This is a genomic window from Streptomyces sp. NPDC024017, assembly GCF_040638895.1.
In the GTDB taxonomy this organism is placed as follows: domain Bacteria; phylum Actinomycetota; class Actinomycetes; order Streptomycetales; family Streptomycetaceae; genus Streptomyces.
In genome coordinates this window covers 76,846-90,103 of sequence record NZ_JBEZYZ010000014.1, presented here as the reverse complement: position 1 = coordinate 90,103, position 13,258 = coordinate 76,846, and the positions used below count along the sequence as shown (strand labels likewise).

7 protein-coding genes and 1 pseudogene are annotated in these 13,258 nt (G+C 72.3%); 1 reads left to right on the top strand and 7 read right to left on the bottom strand.

What is annotated here, in order from left to right; translation table 11 throughout:
- Positions 1-159: 159 nt before the first annotated feature.
- On the bottom strand, positions 160-1,302 hold the full coding sequence (locus AB0G20_RS32685) for a hypothetical protein (RefSeq protein ID WP_361308662.1): 1,143 nt from the start codon (positions 1,300-1,302) through the stop codon (positions 160-162).
- Positions 1,303-1,515: 213 nt separating this feature from the next.
- Here AB0G20_RS32685 and AB0G20_RS32680 point away from each other — a divergent pair, with 213 nt between their 5' ends.
- A complete protein-coding gene (locus AB0G20_RS32680) occupies positions 1,516-2,496 on the top strand; it encodes an LAETG motif-containing sortase-dependent surface protein (RefSeq protein WP_361308660.1) in 981 nt (326 codons plus the stop codon).
- 91 nt (positions 2,497-2,587) lie between these two features.
- On the opposite strand, the gene AB0G20_RS32675 is transcribed toward AB0G20_RS32680, so the two are convergent.
- From AB0G20_RS32675 to AB0G20_RS32650, 6 genes and pseudogenes are all read right to left on the bottom strand, one after another.
- Positions 2,588-4,375 (bottom strand): GMC family oxidoreductase, encoded by a 1,788-nt coding sequence (locus AB0G20_RS32675; RefSeq protein ID WP_361308658.1) that lies wholly within the window; start codon positions 4,373-4,375, stop codon positions 2,588-2,590.
- A 73-nt stretch (positions 4,376-4,448) separates the two neighbouring features.
- Positions 4,449-6,086: a succinic semialdehyde dehydrogenase gene (locus AB0G20_RS32670; RefSeq protein WP_361308656.1), complete on the bottom strand. Its 1,638-nt coding sequence runs from the start codon at positions 6,084-6,086 to the stop codon at positions 4,449-4,451.
- A gap of 1,352 nt (positions 6,087-7,438) precedes the next feature.
- A pseudogene (locus AB0G20_RS32665) lies at positions 7,439-8,338 on the bottom strand (serine/threonine-protein kinase); the annotation flags it as partial.
- 71 nt (positions 8,339-8,409) lie between these two features.
- Complete coding sequence (locus AB0G20_RS32660) at positions 8,410-10,074, bottom strand: serine/threonine-protein kinase (protein ID WP_361308654.1); 1,665 nt, start codon at positions 10,072-10,074, stop codon at positions 8,410-8,412.
- A 119-nt stretch (positions 10,075-10,193) separates the two neighbouring features.
- Positions 10,194-11,384, bottom strand: coding sequence for a protein kinase (locus tag AB0G20_RS32655; protein ID WP_361308652.1), 1,191 nt, complete (start codon positions 11,382-11,384; stop codon positions 10,194-10,196).
- Positions 11,385-11,483: 99 nt separating this feature from the next.
- On the bottom strand, positions 11,484-13,202 hold the full coding sequence (locus tag AB0G20_RS32650) for a serine/threonine-protein kinase (protein ID WP_361308650.1): 1,719 nt from the start codon (positions 13,200-13,202) through the stop codon (positions 11,484-11,486).
- Positions 13,203-13,258 lie beyond the last annotated feature (56 nt).

Sequence of the window (13,258 nt, the reverse complement as noted above, 5' to 3'; positions counted from 1 at the left end):
CCAAGTCCCCCCGCGGGCACCCGCATTGCCGCACTTCCAGAGGTACAGACCAGCGGCGCTACCCCCCGGCGCCGCTTCCAGGCACCGGCGCTGCCCTGACGTCGGTGCTGACGAGAAGAAGGGCCCCGCGGCTCCACCCCGCGGGGCCCTTCGCTCTGCTCAGGTGCGGGTCACCGTCCCGCAGTCGCCGCCGTCGCCGCGTCGGAGCTCCCTGCTCCGGTCGTACGGGTCCGTCGCCGGGCCGCTCGGGTCCGGGCCCGCGGACCTGCTCGACGAGAACTCCGGATGCAGGTAGCCGTCGTTGACGAAGCAGGAGGAGTTGCCTATCTCCTGGTCGTAGTTCATGAGGAGCAGGCGGCCGGGGGTGACCTGGTAGCGGCCGGGGTCGGCGAGTTCGACGTCGAGGACCCGGCGCACGATGGTGCGGGTGACCTCGGGGGGGCCGTCCGCCCGGACGACGGGGTAGACGAAGGTGTAGTCGGCGCGCACAGCCACACCACCCTGCGTGCCCTTCTTGAACGTCATGTGCCCCCGAGTCTTGATCACGTCGCCGGCCGGCCGCACCTCGTCGGGGTCGAAGCGACTGAACAGCGTCACCGGGTCGTGCTTCTCGCTCGGGGAGCGCAGGCCGGCGTCGAGGTCGTCGAGCAGTTCGGGCTGCTTGGGGTCGAGCACGGAGAGCGCGGCCCCGGGGCGTGCCCCGCGCAGGGTCTTCGGGTCGAGGTTGGCCCCCACCAGCAGCTTCTTCGTCAGCTTCAGCGCCTGTTCCACCCGGTCCGCGGAGACCGCGCCGACGGCTTTCGCCTTCGGCGGGACGATGCCGGCCTCGCCATCGGCCCAGCGCTCGGCCGGAGAACCGGCGAAGGGCCGGTCCAGGGTGGGGATTTCGGGGTCCGACGCATCGGGCGCGGCGGCGGGGGGCGCCGTCTCGTCGGGCAGCGGTGAGGCCTCGGCGGCCTGGGACCCCCCGGTGCCGAAAGGGTCACCGGGCAGCAGCGACGGCTTCAGGGCCACCAGCGCGACGGCCGCGGTGACGAGCACGCCGAGGATCGCCCACGCCTTGCGGCGCCGCGCCGCCCGGCCGTTCATCTCCTGCCACGCGGGTCCGGTGCGCCACCCGGGCGGCGACTCGCCCCGGGCCTCCTGCTCGCGCAGCCGCTCGGTCACCATGCGGGCCCGGGCGGACGGCTCCTTCGGGGCGGAGGAACGGATGTCCCGCTCGGTGTCGCGGGTGAACTGTTCCCAGACGTCGTCGGGGATCTGCGAGGCCGACGGCTGATCGTCGGACGGCTTTTCTGACACGAAGTCAAGATCTAAGCGGGTGGAAAGCGCCTTCACAAGAAGGTCATGGATGTGACTCAGGCCACATAAGGATTCTGTGAATGCCAGTACAACCATTCACAGGTTTCACGGATCAAACATGCGAACCAAGGGCCACTCCCGCGCCCCACACGCGGAGGCCTCCCCCAACGTTCGTACCGCAGCCCGCGGTACGCCGGACTCTCCGAGGTCTTCATGAAGCTTCGCCGCGCCATGGCAGCAGCGGCCGCTACGGCGGTCATAGCCCCGGTGGCACTGCTCGCGGCACCGGCCGCGTACGCGACCGACGAAACGACGCCCACCCCGAGCGCGTCGGTGAGCGAGTCCGCTCCCGAGACGTCTCCCTCGCCGTCGGTGAGCGAGTCCGCGCCCGAGACGTCGCCGGCTCCGAGCACGTCCGTGAGCGAGTCCGCTCCCGAGACCTCCAGCTCGCCGAGCGCCTCCGCCAGCGAGTCCTCCCCGGCGCCCAGCGCCTCCGAGCCCGAGGAGTCGGAGTCCCCCGACCCCGAGCCCTCGGTGTGCGAGGACACCAAGGTCGACGTCAGCATCTCCGGCCTGCCCGGCAAGATCGCGGCGGGCAGCGGCTGGCACAAGTTCTCGCTGAACGTGGCGAACAACTCCGACTCCACGCTGAACGACCTCGACTTCTTCGCCGGGGCCTCCCCCGACAAGAACGGCGAGGAGCTGTTCTCCAGCAAGCAGGTCCAGCTCCAGGCCTGGGACCCCCAGGACAAGATCTGGGTCGACCTCAACGAGGGCGGCCTCGCGGTCGGTTACGTCGGTTACACCGACGAGCTGAAGCCCGAGTACGAGGTGAACATCCCGCTGCGCCTCAACGTCAAGCCGTCCGCCCCGGTCGGCGCCGGCTTCTCGCTCGGCGCGACGATCTACGGTGACAGCGACGGCGAGTGCGTCGGCTTCGGCGACGTGTCGTACAAGTTCCAGATCGTCTCCGCCGGTACGGACACCGACGGCACCAAGCCGCAGGAAGGCGGCAAGGCGCCCGTCACCGACGAGAAGCCGAGCGGCGACACGCCGGAGGTCACCGGCAGCCTCGCCGAGACCGGCTCCAGCTCCGCCCTGCCGATGATCAGCCTGGTCGGCGGTGCCGCGGTCGTCGCCGGTGCCGGTGCGATCTTCGTCGTCCGTCGCCGCAAGGCCGGCGTGCAGGCGTAAGCCATAGCGGCCGGCAGGCCGCGGCACCAAGCAGAAGAGGGACCTGCGCTCGGAGGGGGGCGCAGGTCCCTCTTCTGTCTTGCCGGGTCGCTCAGTTCTTCGGCGGTACGGCCGGCATGCCGAGGAACGGCAGCCGCAGCGCGCCGAACGCCTCCGCCGGGACCGCCGGGGACTTCGGCTCGACCGGCTGGAGACGCTCGTAGGCCGTGCCCTGCTGCGGGCGCGGGTCGGGCTCGCCCTTGTTCGGCCAGTACGACATCGCCCGCTCGGCCTGGGCGGTGATGGTGAGGGAGGGGTTGACGCCCAGGTTGGCGGAGACCGCGGCGCCGTCGACGACCGAGATGCCGGGGTGGCCGTAGAGGCGGTGGTACGGGTCGATCACGCCGGACTCGCGGGAGTCGCCGATGGGGCAGCCGCCCAGGAAGTGGGCGGTGAGCGGGGTGCCCATCAGCTCGCCGACGTTGGAGCCCGCGAAGCCGTTGATCTCGGCGGCGAGTGCCGACGCGCTCTCCGTCGCGGCCTTGATCTGCTTGGGGTTGGGGGCGCCGTGGCCCTGGCGGGCGGTGAGCAGGCCGCGGCCGACACCCGACGGTTTCACGTACGTCGTCAGGGAGTTGTCCAGCGACTGCATCACCAGGCCGATGATGGTCCGCTCCGACCAGCGGCGGTTGGACAGCGAGCGCAGCACCAGCAAGGGGTGTTTCGCCGCGTGGGCGAGGAAGCCCAGGACCCGCGAGGGACCCGAGTTCGTCCCGGCGTAGGGGACCTGGAGGATGGACAGGCCGCCCATCGAGTTGGAGCCCTTGCCGTAGCGGACCGGCTCGATGTGGGTGTTGGCGTCGGGGTGGATCGAGGACGTGATGGCCACGCCCCGCGTGAAGTCGGCCTTCGGCACGCCGTGCGCCTTGCGGTAGCGCCGGTCGTCGGTCTGGGCGCCCACCAGGGCCTCGGAGTTGGTGCGGGTCAGCTCACCCAGCCTGTCCGAGAGGTGCGGCAGCTGGCCGCCCGCCTTCATGCGGTGCAGCAGGGTCTGCGTGCCGTAGGTGCCGGCGGCGAGGACGACCCGGCGGGCCGTGTAGGTGCGGCCCTTCTTCTTGCCGCGGTCGTCGGTGGGCAGGGTGGCGACGGCGTAGCCGCCGCGCGAGTCGTCGGTGACCGAGACGACCGTCGTCATGGGGTGGACGACCGCGCCGGCCTTCTCGGCGAGGTGCAGGTAGTTCTCGTTGAGGGTGTTCTTCGCGCCGTGGCGGCAGCCGGTCATGCACTCGCCGCACTCCGCGCAGGCCCTGCGGGACGGGCCCGCGCCGCCGAAGTACGGGTCGGGCACCTCCTGGCCCGGCTTCGCCTTCGCCGTGCCGTCGGCGTCCTCGCCGTCGCCGAAGAACACACCGACCGGAGCCAGGTGGAAGGTGTCGCCGCAGCCCATCCGCTCCGCCGCGGCCTTGAGATGGACGTCGGAGGGGGTCATGGTCGGGTTGAGCCGTACGCCGAGCATGCGCCGGGCCTGGTCGTAGTACGGCGCCAGCTCGTCCTGCCAGTCGGTGATGTCACGCCACTGGGGGTCCTCGAAGAACGGCTTCGGCGGGACGTAGAGGGTGTTGGCGTAGTTGAGGGAGCCGCCGCCGACGCCCGCGCCCGCCAGGACCATGACGTTGCCCAGCAGATGGATGCGCTGGATGCCGTACATGCCGAGCTTCGGGGCCCAGAGGTAGTTCTTGAGGTCCCAGGAGTTCTTGGGGAGGGTCTCGCGGGTGAAGCGGCGGCCGGCTTCCAGGACGCCTACCTTGTAGCCCTTTTCTGTGAGGCGCAGGGCGGTCACCGAGCCGCCGAAGCCGGAACCCACGACGATGACGTCGTAGTCGTAAGCGTCCTGAGGCACGTGTTCTCCTCGTTGAGTTTCGCGTGCGGGCCGTCAGTGGTCGATCGCGCAGTTCCCCGCGCCCCTTGGGGCGTTACCGGAACCTGAATGCCTTCATCAGGCGGAGACTGCGGCTCATGAACTGGGCGTACTTCTCGTCGTCCATGCCCAGGGAGGGGGCCATCGGGAGCACGCGCTGGTGGGCGACCGTCTGGGCCTCGGTGTACTTGAGGATGCCCTCGGAGCCGTGGCGGCGGCCGAGGCCGGAGTCCTTCATGCCGCCCATGGGGGACTGGACACTGCCGTAGGCGGGTGCGTAGCCCTCGTTGATGTTGACCGTGCCGGTGCGCAGCCGGGCGGCGACCTCCTGGCCACGGCGGCCGTTCTTCGTCCAGACCGAGGAGTTGAGGCCGTACGCCGTGGCGTTGGCGCGCTCGATGACCTCGTCCTCGTCGGTGAAGCGGTAGACCGACACGACCGGGCCGAAGGTCTCCTCCCCGCAGACGGACATGTCCGTGGCGACGCCGTCGAGGATCGTGGGCTCGAAGAAGTACGGGCCGATGTCCGGGCGGGCCACACCGCCCGCGACGACCTTCGCGCCCTTGGCGACGGCCTCCTCGACGTGCCGTGTGACCGTTTCGAGCTGGCGTTCCCCGACCAAGGAGCCCATGTCGGCGCCGTACGCCAGGGACGTGCCGAGGCGCATGGCCTTCGTCCGGGCGGCGAAGCGCTCCAGGAAGGCGTCCGCGATCGACTCGTGGACGAAGAGCCGCTCGATGGAGATGCAGAGCTGGCCGGCGGAGGAGAAGCAGGCGCGGACCGCTCCGGCCGCGGCCTTCTCGATGTCGGCGTCCTCCAGCACCAGCATGGCGTTCTTGCCGCCGAGTTCGAGGGAGACGCCGACCAGCCGGGCGGCGGCGCCCTGGGCGACCTCGCGGCCGGTGCGGGTGGAGCCGGTGAAGGAGACGTAGTCGGCGTGCCGGACGACCTCGGGGCCGACGACCGGGCCGTCGCCGAGGACGACCTGGAAGACGTCGGCGGGCAGCCCGGCCTCGATGAGCAGGTCGCGGGCCCACAGGGCGGTCAGGCAGGTCTCGGTGTCCGGCTTCATGACGACCGCGTTGCCCGCCACGAAGGCCGGGAGCGCGTCACCGACGGACAGTTCCAGGGGGTAGTTCCAGGGGGCGATCTGGCCGACGACGCCGCGCGGGTGGCGCAGTTCGGTGACCTTGGTGAGGGTCGGCATGGCGCCGGTGTGCCGCTTGGGCCGGAGGTAGGCCGGGGCCTTGCGGCCGTAGTGCCGGGCGGCGACCGCGACGGCCTGGACCTCCTCGTGGGCGTGCAGCCGGGCCTTGCCGGTCTCCAGCTGTATGAGGTCGAGCACCTCGGCCTGGCGCTCCAGCACCAGGTCGTGGAAGCGGAGCAGGACGGCGGCGCGCTGCCGTACGGGGGTCTGCGCCCACACGGCCTGGGCGGCGCGGGCCAGTTCGAAGGCCTTCGCCACGTCCTCGGGCGTCGACTCGGGGAGGTCCGCCAGCTTCTCGCCGGTGAAGGGCGTGTGGTTGGCGGTCCGGCCCGAGCCGGCCACACCCTTGGTGAGCTGGGCGACCAGCTCCGGCGTCACCACGTCCGCGGCGGTGCGGGCGCCCTCCGGGGCGGGGGCGAGGGGGTTCGTACCGGTGGGTGCCGTGCCGGTCTCTGCCGTCTTCTCTGCGGCCTGCGCGTCCGTCATGAGGCGCAGGGTATGCCGGGACGGAGGCTTTGGGTACCCGTCGGTAATACGGCTTCACCGAGTGCACACACGACGCCAGTGACTGCTGGCAACAAACACGCTGATCAGGAGGTTGTGCGGCGACCGGTGAGTGTGATTCAGACTTTTACGATCCCGAGCCGGTCCCGGGCCCCCTCGAACACCGAGGTGCCCGCTTCCTCCTCCGGCGTGCCCCTGGGCATGTCGACGCGCAGTTCGTACATGCGGTCGTCGTCGGTGCGGACGACCACCCGCATCACCCGCCTGGGGGTCTCGCCCCGGTGGTAGGTGGTGTCGGCGAGGGCGGCTTCGTGGCCCTGGACGCGGGTGCGGGAGTACCGCGTCTCTCCCCCGGCGTCGTGCGCCCTCCTGGCCTGGTCCATCGGGGAGGCGGCCGGGGCCTTGTCCCAGGAGAGGAGGCGGACCTCGATCGTGCCGGTCCGCTCGTCGCCGTAGAGCGCCGTGCGGGGCTGGTCGGTCGCACTGCCGGTCCGGCCGAGTGGGCGGTACTGACGCGGGAGGTGGAGAACGGCCGCTATGTCCGGCTCGGGGTGAGCAATCCAGGCGTCGGTCGCGTCGGCGGCCTGACCGGCGCTCTCCGCGCTGCTGGGGTCGACGAGTTGGGTGACGGCCCCTATGCCACCGGCGAGCAGCGCGGAGAGGAGGGCGAGGGGGCCGGGGCGGAGGGGGCTTTGGCGTTTGGGGGCTATGGGGTCTTGCTGCGGTAGGGGGGTGGGGGCGGGTTGGGCGGTGGGCACGGGCGAGGCGGTCGACACCGGGCCGGGCTGCGCGGTGGACACGGAAGCGGACTCGGCGGCGGGCGCAGGGCCCGGCTGTACGGGAGGGACAGGAGCGGCCTCTGTGGCAGGCAGCGGGTCGGGTGCGGCAGACACGGGAGTCGGCGGGGTGGCGGGCACCAGGCCGGGCTGTGCGGCAGGCACGGGAGCGGACTCGGCGGCGGGCGCAGGGCCGGACTGCCCAGCAGACACACGGGCGGACGCGGCAGCAGGAACCGGGCCGGACCCCCCGGCGGACACGGAACCGGACGAGGCGCCGGACACCGGGCGGGGCTGTCCGGCAGGCACGGAACCGGACGCACCACCGGACACCGGACGCGACTGCTCAGCAGACACAGAGGTGGACGCGGCACCGGACACCGGACCCGACTGCCCAGCAGACACACGGGCGGACGCGGCACCGAACACCGGGACGGGCTGTCCGGCAGGCACCGGGCCCGGCTGTCCGGCAGGCACCGGGCCGGGCCGGGGTGCGGTCCGGTCGTCCGGGTTCCGTATAGGTTCCGCCTCTTGCCGTGGCGCGGGCGGTGTCGGGACCGCTGCCGCCTCCAACTCCTTCGCGACCTCCTCCGCGTCCGGCCGCTGTTCGGGATCCGGCACCAGCAGCCGTTCGATCAGCGGCCCGAGGGGGCCGGCCCGCGTCGGGTCGGGCGGCTCGGCGGCGAGGACCGCCGCGCGCGTGGCCTCCGGCGTCGTCCGCAGGAACGGGGACGAGCCCTCGACGGCCGCGTACAGCAGGACGCCCAGCGACCACAGGTCGGAGGCGGGCCCGGCGATGCGGCCGGACAGCCGCTCGGGGGCGACGAATTCCGGCGAGCCGGCGGCGGACTCCCCGTTCGCGGTGCGGGAGCCCTCGCCCTGCACATGGGCGATGCCGAAGTCGGTGACGACGACGCGCCCGTGCGGGCCGAGCAGCACGTTGGCGGGCTTGACGTCCCGGTGCACGATGCCGACGGAGTGCGCGGCGCGCAGGGCACCGAGCACGGCGAGGCCGATCCGGGCGGCTTCGGGCACGCCGACGGGGCCGCGTCGGAGCGTCTCGTCGAGGGACTCGCCGGGCACCAACTCCATGACGATCCACGGGAGTCCGTCCAGCGCCTCGGCCGCGTCGAGCTCGTCGGGCCCCTTGGGCCCCGGACGTTCGTCCCGCCGCTCCACCTCGACGACCACGTCGTGGATGGTGACGGCGGCGTGATGGTCGACGCGGGCGGCGGCCCGGGCCTCACGGTGGAGCCGATGGGCGGCCCGCCGATGGCTGTCGTCGTCCGGCCGGCCCGGCAACCGGGGTTGTCTGACGGCGACTTCGCGCTGCACGAGTTCGTCGTGGGCCCGCCATACGGTGCCCGTGCCGCCGGAGCCGATGCGCTCGGCCAGCCGGTACCGCCCACCGACCAGCCGGCCCTGGGCGTCGTCCGTCCCGCCCCCGTCGTTGCTCATGCCCCATCAGTACCCCGCAGAGCGGCAGATTGTCGACGCGGGTCGTTTCCAGGGGCGTTGAACCAGCGAGATCAGGTCTTGTCGATGTCCAGGTTCGCGATCGCCGTGCTCGCCACCTCGCGTCCGCGGTCGGTGAAGTCGCTCTTGTCCGGGTAGCTGACGGTGAGTTTGTACATGTCGCCGCCGGGGGTCCGGTAGTAGAAGATCTGGAGCTCCCGAGGGCGGGGGTTCTCGCTGTCGGTGGTGGTGAAGGGGACCTTGTTCCGGGCAGCCTTCTTGCCTCTGTACGTGGTCACCTCGGGGTCCGTCTTCTTGGGCCCCTCCGACATGTCCAGCTCGTAACTGCCGCTCTCCTTGAACCGGGTGTCGTCGTCGTACATCTCGGCGGCCGCGGAGCCCGCGATGTTGCCGCCGGTGTCCTCGGCCTTCTTCTCCAGGGTCAGGCCGATCCAGATGCTGCCGCTCCAGTCGGTGTACGTCACCCAGTGCTTCTCGTCCGACTTCCGGTCGGGCACGGTCCGCTGGTATTCCGCGGGGATGGCGAGCGACGCGGCGAGGTCCTTCTCCTGCCGGATCTTCCAGCCCTCGGGCAGTGGCCCGGCGAACGGGTCCGCGATCACCAGGTACGCCGCCACCGCCGCCGCGACGACCGCCGCGCCCAGTCCGATCCACACCCTGCGGCCGAGCCGGACACCCCGGCCGCCACCGCCCTGGCCCGTGCCCCGCACGGCCTGGGTGGGCTGGGCGACCGGCGGGTTCGCGGCCGACTCCAGCAGGGCCCGGACCTGCGCGGCGTTCGGGCGGCGGGCCGGGTCCTTGTCCAGCAGGCCGTTGATGGCCTCGGCGAGCGGCCCCCGGGCGGAGGCCGGCGGCGCGGGCGTGGCGTTGAGGACGGACTGGAGTGTGGCGGGGGTGTTGCTGCGGCGGAACGGCGAGACGCCCTCCGTCGCCGCGTACAGCACCACACCGAGGGACCACAGGTCGCTGGCCGGGCCGGGGCGCTGCCCCAGCACGCGCTCGGGCGCGATGTACTCGGGCGAGCCGACGAAGCCGCCGGTGTCGGTCAGATTGGTCTCGCCCTCGATCTGGGCGATCCCGAAGTCCGTGAGGACGACCCGGTCGTACCGGCCGAGCAGCACGTTGTCCGGTTTCACATCACGGTGCAGGATGCCCGCCGCGTGCGCGGCCTCCAGCGCGCCGAGCACCTCCAGGCCGATCCGGGCGGCCTCGGGCGCGGACAGGGTGCCCTCCTGCAGCGCGTCGCCCAGCGAACGGCCCCGCACCAGCTCCATGACGATCCACGGCTGGTCGTCCACCACCGCGACGTCGTGCACGTCGACCACGGCCGGATGGTCGAGCCGGGCCGCCGCACGGGCCTCGCGGCGCATTCGCTCGAAGGCATTGGCCCGTTCGCGTTCGGGAAGATGATCCGGGACGCGGGGTTCCTTGACGGCGACCTCCCGGTCCACCGTCTCGTCCTTGGCCCGCCACACCGTGCCCATGCCGCCGTGCCCGAGCTTGGCCAGCAGCCGGTAACGCCCGGCGATGAGCCGCCCGGCGCCTGGGCCCTCGGACGCCTGGGCCGACTGGGCGGACTGGGCCGGCACGACCTGGGTGGGTGACGGGGCCGGCGTCGCGTAGGGATTGCCCGGTACCGGCGCTTGCCGATTCGGTGGTTGCAGTACAAAACTCGTCGGCTCGTCGGCCCCGGATCGGGCTCCCCCGTTGTCGCTCATGGGTTCATCCATATCGCGCCAACCGCCCGTGGATCCACAAAGGACGCGAGCCGGTCACAGACCCGTGACTTCACAAGGGGGCGGATTTCCCGTTTTGTTGCGGTACGGGGCTCCAGCAGTCACGGGGTGGGCGCGGGCGTGCTCGGCGAGGCCTGCCGGGTCGCCGGAGTCGCCGGTGTCTTCGGCGCCGTCGGTGCCCGCGGTGCGGAACTCGTCGGCGTGGGGCCGCCGTCTCCGGTGCTCTCCTCCCTGAGCAGCGCCGCGGCGGACACCCCGGCTCCCGCCATCGCGGCGACCAGCAGCGCCGCGATGAGCACGCGCCGCGCGGGCTGTCGGAGGAAGGGCTCCTCCCGCTGATCCGGACCGGGCCGGTCCACCGGAGGCACGGGCGGTTGCCGGCCGGCGGGCTCCTGCGGCCGCCGACGCGGCACGGCCCCCACCGTCGGCGCGTACCCGGGCGGCGGTGACGGCGGTGTACGGCCGGTGTCGCGGAAGGCCCGGAGCATCCGCTCCGCCCGGTCCCCGTCCAGCCGCCGGTCCGGATCGCGCTCCAGCAGGCCGCGTACGACGGGCAGGAGCGGCCCGGCCTGCGCGGGCGGCTGGATGTCGCCCACGACGACCGCGTGCAGGACGCCGCCCAGCGAGTCGCGATGGAACGGCGACTCCCCGCTGAGGGCCGCGCACAGCAGCGCGCCCAGCGACCACAGGTCGGACTCGGGCCCGGTCCTGGCCCCGGACATCCGCTCGGGCGCGGTGTACTCGGGCGAGCCGACGAAGGCCCCGTTCTCGGTGAGGGTGGGGGCGCCCGCGACCTGGGCGATGCCGAAGTCGGTGAGGACGACCCGGTCGGTGCCGGTCTCCAGCAGTACGTTGTCCGGCTTGAGGTCGCGGTGCAGCACCCCGGCCGCGTGCGCGGCGCTCAGCGCGCCGAGCAGGGCGATGCCGATGCGGGCCGCTTCGGCGGCGTCGACCGGGCCCTGCTGGGCGAGCCGGTCGGCGAGCGAGCCGCCTTCGATCAACTCCATGACGATGTACGGGCGTTCGTCGTGCTCGACGACATCGTGGACGGTGATGATGTGCGGATGGCTCAGCTGGGCGACGGCCCGGGCCTCGCGCAGCGTACGGTCCCGCTGCCCGCGCGCCTCCGCCGTGGAGAGCGTCTCGTCATAGGGGAGCTCCTTGACGGCCACACTCCGGCCGAGCAGTTGGTCGGTCGCCCGCCAGACCACGCCCATGCCGCCGCGACCGAGCCTCGCCTCCAGGCGGTAACGCCCCGCGATCACACGGAAGTCGGCCCCCTCGGTCCCCATGCGCCCCATCATGCCGCAGCCGGCGTCCGCGCCCTCGAAATCCGGTCGCAGCCCGACGCCGCCCCTTCGCCCCCCAGGTCAGAACGATGATCTGCGTTCCTACTGCGGTTGTCGCCAGCCCTGCAGAACCCACTTGAACTGCTGGCTCGTCCTCGCCCAGTCCTTCGCCGGTGAAGACATGTAGATCGCGTACTCGACGCCGTCCCGCGAGAAATACGTCTCCTCGATGGCGTGACGCGGCCCGGCGACGTAGGGCGGATCCTTGGCCAGCGCGGTCCAGGTGTACTCCCACAGCGAGCCCTTGCGGTCCCGGTAGGTGTTCTCCTCCATGGTCACCCGCTTGTAGTCGACCAACCCCTGGAGCTGCTGCTCCAGATCCTCCTGGTGGGACTTGGCGTCGGCGAAGTCCGGTGACTCGTCGATGGCGATACGGACGAAGTGCCGGCCGCCGTCCGGCGAGTAGTCGATCTGCTTGATCTCGCCCTGCGCGCCGAAGGGCTTGCGCTTCCAGCCTTTGGGCAGGTAGAGGCTGAATCCTGTGGGATCGTCGTAGCGGGTCCAGCTGGCCGGAACCGACCCCCCGGCCGCCTCCGTGCCCGTGGACGTCGACGTGCCGGATCCGCCCTGCGACTGCTGACCGCCGTTCCATTGCTGGAGCACCACGGCCGTGCCCCCGCCGATGATGGCCGCGAGCGCGACGACGAGGGCGAGGGTGCGCAGGCGGCGGCGCCTGCGGGGGCCGGTCGGCTGCGGGCCCGTCGCCATCGGGCCGACCGCGGTGGGGCCGGAGGGCGCGGTCCCGGCCGTGGACGTCCCGGTGGCCGGGGTGCCGGCCAGCGGCGGGAGCGGTGTCCCGGTGTGCGACCCCGAGCCGGTGCCGGACTGGCCGCGGGCGGAGGTGCCCGTGGTGCCCGCCCGCCCCGTACCCGTACCGCTGTGGACGTCCCGGTACGGCGTCGTCCGCCTGTACTGCGTCGGCACATAGGCCTGCGCACTGTTGGGCCGCCGCCCCTCCGCCGCCTCGGCGAGCATCTGCTCGGCCTCGGACGCGTCGGGCCGGGTGCCCGGATCCTTGCTCAGCAGGGCGGTGATGACGGGCGTGAGCGGACCGGCGTGCTGGAGCTCGGCGGCTTCCTCCTCGACCACGGCCTGCATGGTGGTCAGCGGTGTGGTGCGGCGGAACGGCGACCGGCCCTCCACCGCCGTGTAGAGCGTCGCACCGAGCGCCCACAGGTCGGAGGACGGGCCGGGGTCGTGGCCGCGCACGCGCTCGGGCGCCAGGTAGTCGACCGAGCCGACGACCTCTCCGGTGCGCGTGATGGTCGTGTCGCCCTCGATCTGGGCGATGCCGAAGTCCGTGAGCAGCACGCGTCCGTCGCGGCTGAGGAGGACGTTGCCCGGCTTGATGTCGCGGTGCAGGACGCCGGCGGTGTGCGCGGCGCGCAGGGCGCGCAGCACCCAGAGGCCGATGCGCGCCGCTTCGCGCGGCTCGATGCGCCCCTCCTCCTTGACCGCGTCGGCCAGGGAGCGGCCCTCGACCAGCTCCATCACGATCCACGGGCGGCCGTCGTGCTCCAGCACGTCGTGCACCGTGACGACGGCGGAGTGGTTGATCCGCGCGGCTGCCCTGGCCTCAGCGCGGGTGCGCGCCAGCAGGATCGCCTGCTCGCTCTCGGAGACGTAGAGGGCGGCCGTCAACTCCTTGATGGCGACCGACCGGTGCAGCACCTCGTCATGTGCATGCCAGACCCGGCCCATGCCGCCACTGCCGATGGATTCGGCCAGCCGGTAGCGGCCCGCGATGAGCAGGCCCTGCATCTGATTCACGTTGCCCCGCAATGGTCTTGACAGGGTCAGCGTAAGGACCCGCCCTC

Coding starts and splice junctions, on each gene's coding strand:
- AB0G20_RS32680 (WP_361308660.1), top strand. CDS start 1,516: ATGAAGCTTCGCCGCGCCATGGCAGCAGCGGCCGCTACGGCGGTCATA.
- AB0G20_RS32670 (WP_361308656.1), bottom strand. CDS start 6,086: ATGACGGACGCGCAGGCCGCAGAGAAGACGGCAGAGACCGGCACGGCA.
- AB0G20_RS32660 (WP_361308654.1), bottom strand. CDS start 10,074: ATGAGCGACAACGGGGGAGCCCGATCCGGGGCCGACGAGCCGACGAGT.
- AB0G20_RS32655 (WP_361308652.1), bottom strand. CDS start 11,384: ATGGGGACCGAGGGGGCCGACTTCCGTGTGATCGCGGGGCGTTACCGC.
- AB0G20_RS32650 (WP_361308650.1), bottom strand. CDS start 13,202: ATGCAGGGCCTGCTCATCGCGGGCCGCTACCGGCTGGCCGAATCCATC.